Origin of the sequence: Vibrio sp. Vb0304, from assembly GCF_033338995.1 — a bacterium.
Lineage (GTDB): Bacteria > Pseudomonadota > Gammaproteobacteria > Enterobacterales > Vibrionaceae > Vibrio > Vibrio alginolyticus.
This window is the reverse complement of record NZ_JAWOTT010000009.1, coordinates 45,846-62,519: the sequence shown is the minus strand read 5'-3', so window position 1 is coordinate 62,519 and position 16,674 is coordinate 45,846. Positions and strand designations below refer to the sequence as shown.

General features: G+C 45.0%; 12 protein-coding genes. 6 read left to right on the top strand and 6 right to left on the bottom strand.

Annotated elements, in window-relative coordinates:
• Positions 1-390 precede the first annotated feature (390 nt).
• The 5 genes from R7P35_RS13055 to R7P35_RS13035 form a co-directional block, all read right to left on the bottom strand.
• The gene (locus R7P35_RS13055; protein WP_033906039.1) at positions 391-2,199 is read right to left on the bottom strand and encodes an AMP-dependent synthetase/ligase; all 1,809 of its coding nucleotides are present in this window, start codon (positions 2,197-2,199) and stop codon (positions 391-393) included.
• Between the two features lie 293 nt (positions 2,200-2,492).
• Complete coding sequence (gene calR / locus R7P35_RS13050) at positions 2,493-3,452, bottom strand: LysR family transcriptional regulator CalR (protein WP_005379693.1); 960 nt, start codon at positions 3,450-3,452, stop codon at positions 2,493-2,495.
• A gap of 555 nt (positions 3,453-4,007) precedes the next feature.
• On the bottom strand, positions 4,008-5,054 hold the full coding sequence (locus R7P35_RS13045; protein WP_005379691.1) for an MJ1255/VC2487 family glycosyltransferase: 1,047 nt from the start codon (positions 5,052-5,054) through the stop codon (positions 4,008-4,010).
• A 3-nt stretch (positions 5,055-5,057) separates the two neighbouring features.
• Positions 5,058-5,606 carry a phosphatase PAP2 family protein gene (locus tag R7P35_RS13040; RefSeq protein ID WP_033906038.1) on the bottom strand — a complete coding sequence of 183 codons (549 nt, stop codon included), beginning with the start codon at positions 5,604-5,606 and terminating at the stop codon, positions 5,058-5,060.
• 151 nt (positions 5,607-5,757) lie between these two features.
• On the bottom strand, positions 5,758-6,555 hold the full coding sequence (locus R7P35_RS13035) for an SH3 domain-containing protein (protein WP_085569670.1): 798 nt from the start codon (positions 6,553-6,555) through the stop codon (positions 5,758-5,760).
• A gap of 519 nt (positions 6,556-7,074) precedes the next feature.
• Between R7P35_RS13035 and leuA the strand changes: the two genes are divergently transcribed.
• The 5 genes from leuA (at position 7,075) to R7P35_RS13010 (ending at position 13,039) form a co-directional block, all read left to right on the top strand.
• Positions 7,075-8,622: a 2-isopropylmalate synthase gene (gene leuA, locus R7P35_RS13030; protein ID WP_005379685.1), complete on the top strand. Its 1,548-nt coding sequence runs from the start codon at positions 7,075-7,077 to the stop codon at positions 8,620-8,622.
• An 82-nt stretch (positions 8,623-8,704) separates the two neighbouring features.
• Positions 8,705-9,796 (top strand): 3-isopropylmalate dehydrogenase, encoded by a 1,092-nt coding sequence (gene leuB / locus R7P35_RS13025; protein ID WP_213904794.1) that lies wholly within the window; start codon positions 8,705-8,707, stop codon positions 9,794-9,796.
• A 110-nt stretch (positions 9,797-9,906) separates the two neighbouring features.
• Positions 9,907-11,307: a 3-isopropylmalate dehydratase large subunit gene (gene leuC, locus R7P35_RS13020; RefSeq protein ID WP_025768372.1), complete on the top strand. Its 1,401-nt coding sequence runs from the start codon at positions 9,907-9,909 to the stop codon at positions 11,305-11,307.
• A gap of 11 nt (positions 11,308-11,318) precedes the next feature.
• Positions 11,319-11,921 carry a 3-isopropylmalate dehydratase small subunit gene (gene leuD / locus R7P35_RS13015; protein ID WP_005383071.1) on the top strand — a complete coding sequence of 201 codons (603 nt, stop codon included), beginning with the start codon at positions 11,319-11,321 and terminating at the stop codon, positions 11,919-11,921.
• 335 nt (positions 11,922-12,256) lie between these two features.
• Positions 12,257-13,039: a DUF547 domain-containing protein gene (locus tag R7P35_RS13010; protein WP_005383074.1), complete on the top strand. Its 783-nt coding sequence runs from the start codon at positions 12,257-12,259 to the stop codon at positions 13,037-13,039.
• A gap of 142 nt (positions 13,040-13,181) precedes the next feature.
• Here R7P35_RS13010 and djlA read toward each other — a convergent pair whose 3' ends face one another.
• Complete coding sequence (djlA, locus tag R7P35_RS13005) at positions 13,182-14,036, bottom strand: co-chaperone DjlA (RefSeq protein ID WP_005383076.1); 855 nt, start codon at positions 14,034-14,036, stop codon at positions 13,182-13,184.
• A 266-nt stretch (positions 14,037-14,302) separates the two neighbouring features.
• Here djlA and lptD point away from each other — a divergent pair, with 266 nt between their 5' ends.
• Positions 14,303-16,648 carry an LPS assembly protein LptD gene (gene lptD, locus R7P35_RS13000; protein ID WP_213904793.1) on the top strand — a complete coding sequence of 782 codons (2,346 nt, stop codon included), beginning with the start codon at positions 14,303-14,305 and terminating at the stop codon, positions 16,646-16,648.
• The last annotated feature ends 26 nt before the right edge of the window (positions 16,649-16,674 follow it).

The following is a 16,674-nucleotide window of genomic DNA, read 5'->3' as shown; positions in this document are numbered from 1 at the left end:
TAGTCTAGGTCTTATTCGTAGCCTAATCGAAATACTTCCACGTTTTCGGCTATGTCTTGCGTTCGCCATAACATCCCGCAAGGTTACCCAACAAATGTAACGTTTTATTATCAAAGGGTCTAATGAGAGATTGGTCTACTTTTTAAACAAGATACTAGTAATTAGAATGTTAGTAGGAATAGCAGCCACACATCTCCTATTTCACAGTACAACCTAAAAAGTTAACGCTCAAAAAAAGAACATTATTTCATAAGCTTTTAGCTACAGGGTGCGAAATAGCGTTATTTGACGAGCAGAACAGAAAAAATCAATACAAACAAAAATCCCCAGCAATGCGCGATCACATCACTGGGGATTTTTTCATCAATATAAAATCTAAGTCAGCTTAAGTTACTTTTTATCCGACTTTTCCTTATACATTTCTTCAATTTCATCTTGGTATTTGTCATTGATGACTTTACGACGAAGTTTTTGAGTTGGCGTTAACTCACCATCATCCATAGAGAAAGCTCTTGGTAACAATTTAAACTTCTTCACTTGTTCAAACTTTGCCAACTCTTTTTGAAGATCGTTCACACGCTTCTCAAGCATTTCGACCACCTGGTGGTGCTTAATCAACTCAACGCGATCGTGATATTTGATATTCAGCTCTTTCGCGTACTCTTCTAGCGAATCATAACAAGGCACGATAAGCGCAGAAACAAACTTACGAGTATCCGCAATGACTGCGATTTGCTCGATAAAGTGGTCTTTACCAATCGCACCTTCAATCATTTGTGGAGCGATGTATTTACCACCTGAAGTTTTCATCAACTCTTTGATACGGTCGGTGATGAACAAGTTGCCATTTTCATCAATGTAACCAGCGTCGCCCGTTTTTAGGAAACCGTGCTCATCAAAGGTCTTTTCCGTCTCTTCTGGCATTTTGTAATAGCCACGCATCACCATTGGACCACGAACCAGAATCTCGTTGTTTTCGCCGATCTTAACCTGTGCGCCAGGCATCGACATACCAATAGAGTCGGGGTTAAAACATTTATCATCCCAACACGATACTGTCGCCGTGGTTTCAGTCATGCCGTAGCCCAACTTAACGTTGATACCAATCGCATGGAAGAATCGACCGATGGTTTCATCCAGCTTTGCACCGCCACAAGGCATAAAGTTGATTTGCCCGCCAAGTAGCGCACGCAGTTTGCTCAGAACCAACTTATCCGCCAAAGCGTATGACTTACGCAGCAAGAGCGATGGCTGACGTTTTTCTTGATGACAAGCGGCCATTTTTGCGCCCATGTTGACTGCCCAAGTAAACATGATCTTACGGTGAATCGGCGCGCGAGACACTTTCTCGTGAATCGCAGAGAAGATCTTCTCATAGAAACGCGGTACGGCACACATCACGGTAGGTCGCACCTGGCTCAGTGCATCACGTACTTGCATGGTGTCTTGCAAATAGCAGTTGGTCGCCCCTTTGTACAATACATAAAAGGTCCAAGCGCGCTCAAATACGTGTGACAACGGAAGGAAACATAATGACACGTCACTTTGAGAAAGGCTCAAGCGCTGATCGTGCCCTTCCAATTGCGCCGCAATGTTTGCGTAGTCCAACATAACGCCTTTTGGCTGCCCTGTTGTACCCGAGGTGTAGATCAGCGTGAGTAGATCATCTTCTTTTGCCTGATCTAAACGCGCATCCAATTCAACTTGATATGTAGTGTCGCCTTTGGCAACAAATGCTTGCCAAGAGATAACGAAATCATGATCGCCAAGTTCTATATCATCAGACATCGCAACAATGAGCTCTAACTGTTCGCACTGGTCGAAAATGCTCACGGCTGCATCAAATTGAGGCTGTTCACCAACAAACAGAACTTTGACGTCTGCATTGTTAATGATGTACGCCGACTGAGCGGCAGTATTGGTTGGGTAAATAGGTACTGTCACGCTGCGTAATTGCAGTGCTGCGATATCAGCGATCGTCCATTGCGGCATGTTGTTCGAGAAAATGCCGATCTTATCTTGGACTCCTAATCCCTGAGCCAAAAGTGCAAGTGATAAAGCATCAACTTGCTGACCAAATTGCGTCCACGTAATACCTTGCCACTCCTCACCCACTTTATGCTTGAGTGCAACGCGTGTACCACCGTTCGCAATTTGTTCACGAATACGTTTAACGATATGAAAATCTAACTTGGCCATTCTTTTACTTACCTTTTGGCTTACAGGCGTAAGCTAATTGAGCGAACAAGTGTACTCACGGCTTGCTAAAACGCAACTGACCAGTATCAAACTTATCACTAATAAGAGACAACTATCACTTATACGTCGCGAACGTACCTAAAATTGCTGAATGATTACTCTATTTAACTTACTGTTTAGATTGTTTATTACGAAAACAAAAAGCCCCGAGAGACAAAAATCGCTCGGGGACCAATGAATTGTAAAAATTGATGATTACCAATATGGTCTAATCGAGAAGACCAAACGTCATCTTATTTTGCGGCAACGACTTCACCACAAGTGATCATCAGTTGATCGCGTAGCCAAATGTGGCCTTTATCTTTTTCACTTGATTCATGCCAGCTTAAGAATCCGCTGATTTCTTTGTTCGCAAATGGGAAATCAAGAATTTGCAGTTGATCGCTGTTTACCGCATTTTCCGCCATCCAACGTGGTGCAATAGTCACAAGCTCAGATTGACCCACCACGTATAGTAGGTTGCTTAAACTAGAACCTTCATACGCCGCTTGGCAATCCAGTTCACGGTACGCTTGCTCTGAGAAACTACGTTGGCCATGCACTTTCGATAACTTCGCATGCTTTTCGTTAAGCAGTTGCTCAGCCGTCACACCACCTTGAATGCGTGGGTGGGTTTTTGATGCGATAACCACTAATTCATCTTTGAAGATTTCAGTACTTGAGAAACCTTGCTCATCAAAACGAGCGTAGTCGATCACGAAATCAATTTCTTGGTAGCGCATACGCTCAGACAACAAACGGTCAAATTCTGCATCTAGATGAAGCTGAACGTTTGGTGCTTGTTGATTCACTTTTGCCATGATCTTCGGAGCAAAACGCATGTCACAAGGGCTGCAAATCGCAAGCTTGAATAAGCGAGTCGAAGATTCTGGCTGGAATACGGAGCTAGGAAGTTCATTGCGAATCAGCTGCAGTGCTTGGCGAATAGGACCAAACAGTTGACGTGCTCGTTGCGTAGGCTGAATACCACGGCCTTGGCGCATGAATAGCTCGTCGTTAAACATCACTTTTAAGCGTGCCACGGCGTTACTTACCGCCGGTTGAGACATGCCTAGGTTATGTGCTGCACGAGTAATATTTTGCTCTTGCATTACAGCATCAAATACTGTCAGTAGGTTTAAATCTACACCACGCAAAGTGCTTTCCATACGGTAGCTAGCAATTGCGCTCATCGCGTCTTTCTTCTCTAACATTGAGTGCGCCTCTTTTGTAATCGTCAACTTTGTTCATTAAATTCATAACGAATAGAATCCCATCTCGCACAAAAGACGGCGGCTGGATTCGAATCATTTTACGAATAGATAACCTAACTTTTTATTATATTTATCGTCCGGATACTTCCGGCTCGAACTGTACTATCAACTAATCGATTGCGGTTTCGCAACCAGATTGATATTTAATCAGTAAATTTTAGCCAATTAGGTATTTATTTGTTAAATAACAAAGGCTTGATAAAAACATAAAAAACTATAAAACACGTAAAAATGCATTCTTTGAGGACGTATTTAGCAAATTGATAGGACAGGCGGTCAACACAAGCATGCATTTAGCTCAGTTATTAGTTGAAATAAGAACAACAGATGACAGCTATATCTCTGATTGAATTTTGCACTTATCAGTCAAATTATCAGCAAATACACACTGAATAGAAATGAGAGAGGAAGAATAAAAATGCAGCCTTCCAAACAGAAAGGCTGCAACAAAATCGTGTCAAAAATGGAAGGAACAATGTACTTAGAACAACGTACTTAAATGTTCGACACGTAACTTGGAAAATCAACCTGCTCCCACAGTTGTCTGGATAACTCTGCTTTTGAATCCCATGCACCTTGCAGTACCCAATGAACAATAGCCTGAGCAACATCTGGGTATTTCACACTTTCGGCTTGTTGCTCCTTTAGCCACTGGCGTACTGCGGAAATGTCTAAGCTCTCCATCGACATCGCAAGCCCTAAGTCTTCTAAGGTCGCAACATTGCTCTGCTGCTCGAATTGACCCGCGAGTGGCTTTAGTAACAATTTTTTCCCCAAAGACAAGGCTTCTGAAGGAAGCTCAAACCCACCATTAGCAATGACACCACTACAGCGATGCAAATGATGTTGGAAGTTGCTGTGGCATAAAGGGCGCAGTTCTATGTTTTCTACCTGCTCACATTCGATCACATCCGGGTGATAACAGATAAACGCTTGTTGATTAAAGTGGAACAATAAGTCCGAGATATCTTCAATCGATTCGAACGGTAGATACACCAACACGAAGTCGTCGTTTTCTGCTTGGCTATCGACGGTATGCACTATCGGTGGTAACAAAGGTTGATCAAAATGATGCCAATGCAAACCAAGGTGATGTTGAGAAGGCGCAAAGTATTCAATGACGGATTTATCTAACCAACTTGCTCCCTTTAGTGGCACTGGATAACGGAAAGCATTTTGGTGGCTGATACCAATAGAAGGCTTATTTTGTTGTCTCGCTGCCCACGCAGTCACAGGTTCGAAATCATTAATGATAAGATCGTAGGACGACAGATCGAGTTGCTTAACTTCTTTGAAAAACTGCACCAAATTGTTATTCAATGCTGTTTTCGCGTAGTTTACAGAGCCTTTTTCGGTAATAAAGGTGAAGCCTCGACGAGTCTGGTAATCGCCAAATGCTTCCATTGAAAAGTATTTTTCCGGCGCTCGCCCAGAAAACAAAAAGTCGACCTCAACATCGTGCTCTTTAAACGCATGACTCATCGCCCTTGCGCGTGCAATATGTCCGTTTCCTGTCCCTTGAACACCGTACAAGATTTTCATCAATTAGCCTCCCAACATCGCAATCGCTAATCCACCACAAAGACTGCCAAGCAGTGCACCAATGATGACATCGGTAAAAAAGTGCACACCCAATAAGATTCGCGCGGTTCCGATTAAACTTGCCCAAAAGAATGCAGCAACGCCTAGGCTCGGATAGAAATGGTCAATCAGCGTCGCCATGACAAACGCAGCGGCAGTGTGTCCTGAAGGAAGACTGTAGCGATCAGAGGGGGTAATAAAAGCAGGAAGGAGTGCATTAAGCTCTTCAGGGCGACGACGCTTAAAACTATTTTTCAGCGTCCAATAAATTGGTAGCTCGATAGCAAAAGCAAGTAAACCCGCCAGTAAAAACCAGACTCCTTGCTCCTTATCTAAATACCAAGCTAATAACCCCAACACCAAGTAAAGATGCCCGTCACCACTGTGGGAGACTCCTTTGCTGATATTGGCGACTTGTTGATTAAAACGGTGCTTAAGACAAACACTAGAGAGCGCTAAATCAAACTTAGCAATGGTTGCAATTGGCTGTGTAATTGTCTCTATGGTTCGCATGTGACCTTTCCTTACTTTGACAACGCCTTTGTGTGAAAAGTAGGAGGTTTAGGTGACAACAGCATGACGGGAGTTTGGACAATTAATGACAAAGGCCAAATTAAAGTGTGCCCAACAATTTATCTATTGGGCATAACCATAAAATAGAACACTAAGAAGGGTTTGCTGGTTGCGGTTGAGGGGTATCTATATACCAGACTTTTCTCTTCTTGCGGCAGGCGCGCAAAGAGCCTGTCGTCATGTCACCATCTTTTGTTAGCTCATAGCTCAGTGAGCGGCAAGTATAGTTTCCCGACAGTTCATGCTCTATACTCGTTTGCTCCGTTTTACTCGAGTTAGGCTCTAGTAAAGGGTTAGGCTGTGTAGATAAAATGTCACGATTTATCACATTGCTGCGCGCATAATCCTTATGGACATAACCTTTTATCACTCCTTTCTGTTCAACGAGAAACCAAGGTTGATCAACCACTTTTGCTAGCACATTAAAGACTTCCCCTTTCGATAATACGCCAAGCTTTTCCCCTTCAAGACTCGGTTTGGAGCGTAGGTTTAATGTGGTCTTAGAGCGGTAAGAAACATCCATAAACTCTACTGGGTTTGAGGTATCGACACCTTCAGTGGTTGGTCGGAAAACTTCCGCTTGCTGTTTCTCACTAGGTTGAACACGGATCTTCCACCAAGAATACGTTTCCGGGTCTTTACCTTTAAACTTATTTCGGCTGTCAGACTCAAGGGCAACAAGCATCTGATTCAAGAACGATTCGCGTCCCTCATAACTCAAAAATCGATCCATTTGATCATTGATAACCATGACGCTCTGTGAGTGATCATTCATAACAACGGGGGAAGCCACTTCCACATAGGTCTGCGATTGAAACAGCTGACAACCCGACAAGCTGACCAGAGTAAATACTATGGCTGAACGCCCAAATTGTTTTGTTAACCTCATTCTTTCCCTAACCCTTATATTTCTTTTACCTAGTGCAACTGCACTACTATAAATGGTCATTCAAAACTTTTGCCAAACAATTCGGACCTTTGTGTGACAAGTCGCAATCCCGATGCTTGTTTTGGTAATGAAACGTCGCAAACTTGATGAGAACTTACTTCTTCTAGCACGTTTCTATCGCATCATGTCGTTTCACTTAGTGCATCATTTTTTTCAAGCAAACGAAAAGACTCATCCGATATGAATAAAAAATCGACTTTAGGGTTGACGCGCTTCATGGAGTGCGGTACTAATTTGTTAACTTAATTATGTGGAAAGCTTAACAACTATGTCAGCTCATTTTTCTATCCTGCTTAGCCTCCTCCTGATCGTGACCAGTTCGCGCGGGTAGGCTGTGGAAGAAAAATAACCACACCAATTTCTAAGAACCCGCATGAGAATGCGGGTTTTTTTATATCTAAATACTGGAAGTAAACGATTCACTTGCGCGAAAGTGCAGAAATCAGGAAGGAAGCAAACATGAACGATCAGGTCATTATATTCGACACCACATTGCGTGATGGCGAGCAAGCGTTGTCAGCAAGCTTGACGGTTAAAGAAAAACTGCAGATTGCCTATGCGCTGGAAAGACTCGGCGTTGATGTTATCGAAGCTGGCTTCCCAATCTCTTCACCAGGTGATTTCGAGTCTGTACAAACCATCGCAAAAAACATAAAAAACAGTCGAGTTTGTGCCCTTTCGCGTGCCGTTGCGAAAGACATTGATGCTGCCGCTGAAGCATTAAAAGTGGCTGACCAATTCCGTATTCACACGTTTTTAGCCACTTCCACCATTCACGTAGAAGACAAACTACGCCGCAGCTACGACGATGTACTAGAAATGGCAGTCAACGCCGTTAAACATGCACGTAACTACACTGATGATGTCGAGTTTTCTTGTGAAGATGCTGGTCGTACTCCAATCGACAACCTATGTCGCATGGTAGAAGCCGCCATCAATGCAGGTGCGAGTACAATCAACATTCCAGATACCGTTGGCTACACCGTACCAAGTGAGTTTGGTGGGATTATTGAAACCCTATTTAACCGCGTTCCGAACATTGATAAAGCGATCATCTCCGTTCACTGTCACGACGATTTGGGGATGTCAGTTGCCAACTCTATTGCCGCCGTTCAAGCTGGCGCACGTCAGATAGAAGGCACGATCAATGGCATTGGAGAGCGAGCGGGTAACTGTTCACTTGAAGAGATCGCAATGATCATCAAGACTCGTCAAGAGTTTTTGGGCGTTCACACTGGCATTAAGCATGATGAAATTCACCGCACCAGTAAGTTGGTTAGCCAGCTATGCAATATGCCTATTCAAAGCAACAAAGCAATTGTGGGTGCAAATGCGTTTAGCCACTCTTCAGGCATCCACCAAGATGGCATGTTGAAGAATAAGAATACCTACGAAATCATGACCCCTGAGTCTATTGGCCTAAAAAACCAAGCTCTGAACCTAACCAGCCGCAGCGGTCGCGCTGCCGTGAAGAGCCATATGGATACCATGGGTTACAACGAAGACGAGTACAACCTAGACGCGCTGTATGCGGATTTCTTGAAACTTGCTGATCGCAAAGGCCAAGTGTTCGATTACGACCTAGAAGCCCTAATGCACTTCTCGAACTTGCGTGAAGAAGATGACTTCTACAAATTGAGCTACCTAAGCGTGCAGTCTGGCAGCGTAATGGCTACCACCAGCATCAAAATGCAATGCGGTGATGAAGAAATGTGTGAAGCAGCGGTCGGTAATGGCCCAGTTGATGCGCTATACCAATGTATCTACCGCGTGACAGGCTACGACATCGTTCTGGATAAATTCGACCTAACCGCGAAAGGTGAAGGTGAAGATGGTTTGGGTCAAGCAGACATCATTGCCAACTACAAAGGTCGCAAATACCACGGTACGGGTGTTTCCACCGACATCGTTGAGGCTTCCGGCCAAGCATTATTGCACGTTATTAACAGCATTCATCGTGCAGATAAAATCGAAGAAATGAAGCAGAAAAAGATTGCGACTGTGTAATAACAACCGGGCTACACGGCTCAGGAAAGAACACGCTCGTTGAAATAATTAAGCTCAAAATTAGAAAACTTAAAGGATTAACATGACAGACAAATCGTACAAAATTGCCGTCCTACCCGGTGACGGCATTGGCCCGGAAGTAATGGCGCAGGCACATAAAGTATTGGATGCAATCGAAAAGAAACATGGTATTGCGTTTGAGCGTGACGAGCATGATGTAGGTGGTATCGCGATCGACAATCACGGTTGTCCACTTCCAGAGAGCACAATAAAAGCATGTGAAGAGTCTGATGCAGTCTTATTCGGCTCGGTTGGCGGCCCTAAGTGGGAGCACTTACCACCAAATGACCAACCTGAACGCGGTGCCCTACTGCCGCTACGTAAACACTTCCAACTGTTCTGTAACTTACGTCCAGCGCAAATTCACTCAGGTCTTGAAGCTTTCTCACCGCTACGTGCAGACATCTCGGGTCGCGGCTTTGACATCGTGGTAGTCCGTGAACTGACGGGTGGTATCTACTTCGGCCAACCGAAAGGTCGTGAAGGTGAAGGCGCAACAGAAAAAGCATTTGATACTGAGGTGTACCACCGCTTTGAGATCGAACGTATTGCAAAAATCGCTTTTGACTCTGCTCGTCTACGTCGCAAGAAAGTGTGCTCTATCGACAAAGCGAACGTTCTACAAAGCTCTATCTTATGGCGTGAAGTAGTCGAAGAAATCGCAAAAGACTACCCAGATGTCGAGTTGTCACACATGTACATTGATAACGCGACTATGCAGCTTATCAAAGACCCTGCTCAGTTCGACGTAATGCTGTGTTCAAACATCTTCGGCGACATCATTTCTGATGAATGTGCGATGATCACAGGCTCTATGGGTATGTTGCCATCAGCAAGTCTAAACGAAAGCAAATTCGGTCTGTACGAGCCAGCAGGTGGCAGTGCACCAGATATCGCAGGTAAGAACATCGCTAACCCTGTGGCACAAACCCTGTCTGCGGCACTGATGCTACGTTATAGCCTAGGTGAGGAAACGGCGGCACAAGACATCGAAACGGCAGTTTCAAAAGCGCTATCAGCGGGGGAACTAACGGGTGACCTTGCTGGTGACAACCCAGCACTTTCGACGTCTGAGATGGGCGATAAGATCGCTGAGTACATCTTAAACTCTTAATACAAAACAGATTCATAATAAATACTAAATCCTCTATCCACCAATGACTTACCTCTAAGTCATTGGTGCTAAAACAAAGCAACAAGGATAACGAGGAAAGGAAGCAAACAATGGGCAAAACATTATACGAAAAAGTCTACGACGCACACGTTGCCGTCGCAGCAGAAGGGGAAAACCCAATCTTGTACATCGACCGTCACTTGGTACATGAAGTGACGTCTCCGCAAGCATTTGACGGCTTGCGTGAAAAAGGTCGTAAAGTGCGTCAGGTCAGCAAAACTTTTGCCACCATGGACCACAACGTTTCGACAACCACCAAAGACATCAACGCATCGGGTGAGATGGCTCGTATCCAGATGGAAACGCTATCGAAAAACTGTGAAGAGTTTGGCGTTACGCTTTACGACATCAACCACAAATACCAAGGTATTGTGCATGTTATGGGCCCAGAGCTTGGTATTACCCTACCGGGCATGACCATTGTTTGTGGTGACTCACACACTGCTACACACGGTGCATTCGGCTCGCTAGCTTTTGGTATTGGTACATCTGAAGTTGAGCACGTATTAGCGACTCAAACGCTAAAACAAGCGCGCGCTAAAACGATGAAGATCGAAGTGAAAGGCAAAGTAGCTCCGGGCATTACTGCGAAAGACATTGTGCTAGCAATCATCGGTGAAACCACAGCAGCAGGCGGTACCGGTTACGTAGTTGAATTCTGTGGTGAAGCGATCACTGACCTTTCAATGGAAGGTCGTATGACCGTATGTAATATGGCGATTGAGTTAGGTGCAAAAGCCGGTTTGATTGCACCAGATGAAACCACATTCGAATACATTAAAGGCCGTAAATTCTCCCCTCAAGGTGCGGACTTTGATGCAGCAGTAGAATACTGGAAGACGTTAAAAACTGACGATGATGCTCAGTTTGATGCCGTAGTAACGCTGAACGGTGCAGACATCAAACCACAAGTCACTTGGGGCACAAACCCAGGTCAAGTAATCGCGGTAGACCAGCCGATCCCAGCACCAGAGAGCTTTGCGGACCCAGTAGAAAAAGCCTCGGCAGAAAAAGCATTGGCTTACATGGGTCTAGAAGCGGGCAAGTCATTGTCTGATTACAACGTCGATAAAGTCTTCGTTGGTTCTTGTACTAACTCACGTATCGAAGACATGCGCGCAGCCGCTGAAGTAGCGAAAGGTCGCAAAGTCGCGCCTCACGTTCAAGCGCTGATCGTTCCTGGCTCTGAGCAAGTAAAAGCGCAAGCAGAAGCGGAAGGCTTGGACGTTATCTTTAAAGAAGCGGGCTTTGAGTGGCGCCTACCAGGTTGCTCGATGTGTCTAGCAATGAACAATGACCGTTTGGGCCCACATGAACGTTGTGCGTCTACTTCAAACCGTAACTTTGAAGGCCGCCAAGGTCGTGATGGCCGTACCCACCTAGTGAGCCCTGCGATGGCAGCGGCAGCAGCAATTGCTGGTCACTTTGTAGATATTCGTGAACTAGACTAAGGAGCAAACCAATGTCAGGCTTTAAACAACACACAGGCTTAGTTGTTCCTCTAGATGCAGCGAACGTTGATACTGATGCCATCATTCCAAAGCAGTTCCTACAAAAGGTCTCCCGCCTAGGGTTTGGTAAGCACCTATTCCATGACTGGCGCTTCCTAGACGATGCTGGCGAACAGCCAAATCCAGAGTTCGTGATGAACGCACCTCGCTACCAAGGCGCGTCTATCTTGCTGGCTCGTGAAAACTTCGGCTGTGGCTCATCTCGTGAGCACGCACCGTGGGCACTAGCGGATTACGGCATCAAAGCGATGATCGCACCAAGCTTTGCCGATATTTTTTACGGCAACTCGATCAACAACCAAATGGTGCCAGTTCGTTTGACTGAACAAGAAGTGGATGAAATCTTCCAGTTTGTTGAGGCAAATGAAGGTGCAGAAGTCGAGGTCGACCTAGAAGCGAATGTCGTTCGTGCCAACGGCAAAGAATATGGTTTTGAAATCGATTCGTTCCGTCGTCATTGCTTGCTAAACGGTTTGGACAACATTGGCCTAACCCTTCAACACGAAGATAAGATTGCTGAGTACGAAGCGAATATTCCAAGCTTCTTGCGTTAAGACGCGTTAGTAAATACACAAATCAAGGGCTGGCAATTGTCGGCCCTTGATTTGTTTTGGGTGACTGATCTCATATCGCTTTGCTTACAGAATACCGAACGCCTCTGTTGAAATTCGTCATCCTGAACAGCGACGAAGGAGCGTGATTCAGGATCGACTACCAGAGCGCACTGTACAGATTCATACTGTCTTTACTCAAGAGTTTGTGGGTATTAGATTCCTGATATCGCTTATGCTCCTCGGAATGACAGCGAATAAAGGCCACTGATTACTGAAAGAAAACAAGCACTAAACTGGTCTACACTATCAACAATATCTCATTCAAAGGTATCTCTATGAAGCGTCTGTTATTGCTGTTGTGTGCTCTGGTTTCTTTCTCGACATTGTCCGCGCCTAAATCCGACTTATGGCCATATTGGAAACAATCGAATCAAGCCAACCAAACCCAAATTTCTCATCAAGAATGGCAACAACTGCTCGATACTTATTTAGTTGAACAAGGCGAGAATACCTTGTTTCGTTATAGCCAAGTCTCCTCTGTCGATAAAACTAAGCTGAAACAATACATCCAGCGTTTGGCAAAACTAGACCCTCTACAATACAACCAAGCAGAGCAATATGCCTATTGGGTAAACCTTTACAACGCCATCACGGTAGATCTTATTTTGGATAACTATCCAGTCGAATCAATCACCAAGCTAGGTGGTTTATTTAGCTTTGGTCCTTGGGGAGACGATGTGGTCGTGGTCAATGGGAAGGATCTAACTTTAAACGATATTGAACATCGAATTTTGCGTCCAATTTGGAATGACCCAAGAACGCATTACGCGGTTAACTGTGCCAGCCTAGGATGCCCTAATCTGCAATCTCAAGCATTCACTGCTGACAACACGCAAGCTCTACTGGATAGTGCCGCCAAAACATTTATCAACAGCAGCAAAGGCGTATCTATCCAAGGTAACACGGCACAGCTGTCTTCTATTTATGATTGGTTTGCAACGGACTTTGGTGGAGAAAAACAAATCTTCAAACACATCGCAAAGTACGCACCGCAATACAAAAACTTCTCTGGCAAAGTGAAATACGAATACGATTGGGACTTGAATCAAGCCAACTAAACTGGGGGATGTGAGGTCAATTAGCATTAGGGACATAATAGGCCAAAAGCTAAAGACACCGGCAACTCAAAGACTAAGACATGAAAAAAAAGGGCACTGAGTGCCCTTTTTTACATCCAAATGTTTGATAGAAAACGTCCGACTACTTAAAGCCTTTAACCTTCTTAATAAGATCGTAAGCGTTTTGAATCTCTTGAGATTTCTCTTTCGCGACGTTCATCATCTCTGGTGGTAAGCCTTTAGCCATCAATTTGTCCGGGTGATGCTCGTTCATCAGTTTACGATAAGCACGCTTAACGGTTTTACTGTCTGCATCTGAAGACACATCCAGAATTTTGTACGCGTCGGCCAACTGATCCGCTTGTGAAGCTTGTTGCCAGCTACCACCTGAAGATTGGCCTTGATGCTGACCATGAAAACCGCCCTGGCTTTGGAAACGAAATGCGGCTTCTTGCATTTGCAAACGACGCTCTAATTGCTCAGAAGAGAAACCCAAACCACGTGCAATCTTGTGTAGTACATTTCGTTCACTCGGGTGGATCGAGCCATCTGCAAAGGCCGCCGAGATTTGCAGCTCTAAGAAAAATTGCAACAAGTCAAAGCGACCAGCTGTCGAAATTTTCACACGAACAAGAACATCTTCTAACGGAAAGTCGCTGTCTTTACCTTCACGAAACGCGTCTTGCGCTGCGCGACGCTGTTCGCCATGCAAATTCATGCGGTCCATCATGGCTGAAGCCAGTTGGATTTCCTCTTTGGTGACTTGGCCTTTCGCTTTTGCCACATGTCCCATTACCGCAAACGCCGCTTTAAAAAACTCTTCTTGGCGCTGAGCTTGACTTGGCCCTTTTCCAAAGCCGCCAGTAGAGAACCCGGCTTGACTCAAGCGACGTGCTTTATCGAATTGATGGCCAATAAATAAGCCAAAGAGTAAACCTAGCGGCCCGCCAAGTAACAAGCCAAAAAAGGCACCCAGAATTTTGCCAAAAATATGCATTATGTGTTCTCTATCAATGAATTTTTATCGACGACGGCGGTCTTATAGTGCCGGATGCAACGATTTCCTTTATGATAATGGAATTAGTTTTATTTCGGCTAGGCCATTTCGCCTGCTTATCTTTGCAGCTATTTTGTCGTCATTATGCCACAGTGAATCAATACGCTGGGATAAATGCGACTATAGTTGATTCATTTGGCTATTACGCTAGGGTACAACAAGCCCTATAGCCATCGAGTAGTAGTGACACAGGAAAGTTCAATTCAATGCAACATTTCTCCCGCACATTTTTAGCGGCCTCTATCAGCACCGCCTTGTTTGTACCCACCACTCAAGCTGAAGCGAATATCCATGATAGTGTGCAGGAAATGCCCGCCACAGATCAATGTTTGGTCGATACAAGTGGCGAGGAGGACGCTCTTAATACCCCAGTAGTGGTAGAAGCTGACACCCTGCAAGCCATCAATGGTGACAAAGCTCAGTACTCAGGTAATGTACAAGTCACCCAAGGCCAGAAGAAAATTACCGCAGATAGCGTAACGCTGCACCAACAAGACAACGTCGTGGTTGCCGAAGGCAACGTGACTTTCAATGACGGCCAAGTCAAAGCTCGATCTGATCGTGTTACTAACGACATTAATCAAGATACGTTTTCACTTGAGAACACCGATTATCAGTTCCTTTGCCAACAAGGCCGAGGCACTGCAGCCTATATCGCCCGCACAGGTCAGTCGGTTTATGAACTCGAAGACGGCTCTATCACATCGTGCCCTCAAGGCGATAATTCATGGCGATTGGTTGCGTCAGGCATCGATGTTGACCAAGATGAAGAGACAGCGACGCTGCACCACCCTCGATTTGAAGTGTTAGATGTGCCTGTTTTCTATGTGCCGTATCTAACCATGCCAATTGGAGATACGCGTAAAACGGGTTTCCTCTTCCCTTCTTTATCGTACGGTTCTAGTGATGGTATGGAAGTCGAGGTGCCATTCTATTGGAACATCGCGCCTCAATATGACATGACACTCACCACGCTCTATATGCAGCAACGTGGTACAAAACTCGATACTGATTTCCGCTACCTAACAGATGGTTGGGGAAGTGGAGAAATCAAAGGCGAATACCTCAATAGTGATCGCAAATATCAGGACGAGTCTCGTTGGGGCTACCAAGTTAAACACGACGGTATCATCAATAAACAGTGGATAGTCAAAGTCGATTACTCAAAAGTGAGTGATATTGATTACTTCCTCGATCTCGACTCCGACATTGGTAACCGTGAAGATGGTCAACTGGTTCAAGAAGGACAAGTACAATATCGTTCTGACTTCTGGGATGCCTCGTTAACCGTTCGTGACTTCCAAATCTTATTGAAAGAAGAGAACCGCCCTTATCGCCTGCTTCCTCAGTTAGACTTGAACTACTACACGCCGTTGTGGGGAGACTACCTTAACTTTGACGTGAAGAGCCAAGTGAGCCGCTTCGATACCAGCGATGCTGCGCGACCAAATGCGACCCGTGTTCACATTGAACCAGGGCTTACATTACCACTCTCAAACTCATGGGCAACGTGGACAACAGAAGCGCGTGTGCTCTCTACGTATTACTCTCAAGACTTAACGGGTTTGACTGATGTAAACTTGCAAAACCAGTTGGATGATGAAGTTTCTCGTGTTATTCCTGAGTTCCGTACGCATGCGCAACTTTACTTAGAGCGAGATACAAGCTGGATCAAGGGCTACACCCAAACACTGGAGCCTCAGCTGCAGTACTTGTACGTACCTGAAGAAGATCAAACCAACATCTACAACTACGATACCACCTTGCTACAAACCGACTACTACGGGCTATTCCGCAGTCGTAAGTACAGTGGCATTGATAAAATCGCCTCGGCGAACCAGTTAAGCTACGGTGCGAGTACTCGCTTCTTTGATGATGACTATAAAGAGCGTCTTAACGTTTCATTTGGTCAGATTTACTACTTCGATAAAAAGACCAAACTGAGCAACAGCCCAAATCTTCCGGATGAGACAACCAATTACTCATCATGGGCGATTGAAGCTGATTTCAACTACAACGATTACTTGTTCTATCACGGTGGAATTCAATACGATATTGATTTGAGCTCCATGCAGTTGGCAAACAGTACCTTGGAATACCAATTCAACGGCGGCTTTATTCAGGGTAACTATCGCTACGTTACGCGTGAATACATCGAAGATACGATCATTCTCGAAAACCTAGACACAATTACTCGTAAAGGTATTTCTCAAGCAGGTATTGTAGCGGCCTACGAGTTCAACCCGAACTGGTCTGCGAGTGGTCAATACTACTACGACCTCAATGAAAATGCGGACCTAGAATGGTTAGCGAGCCTACGTTACCAATCTGACTGTTGGTACATTGGCGTCACTTACTCAAACCAATTGCTTGGTTGGGAAGACCAAGCTATCGGCAGCACCGGGGCATCACCTGAATACGAAAATAACTTCAGCGTTAACTTCGGTATTCAAGGCTTTGCGACCAACCAGCGTGAAGACACTGCTGTCAAAGAGCTGGATGGTTCTGACAACGCGATTAAGTACGGCCGCCCATTCTATCTGAACAATTAATCAAAATAGGCGTCTTAAATGAATAA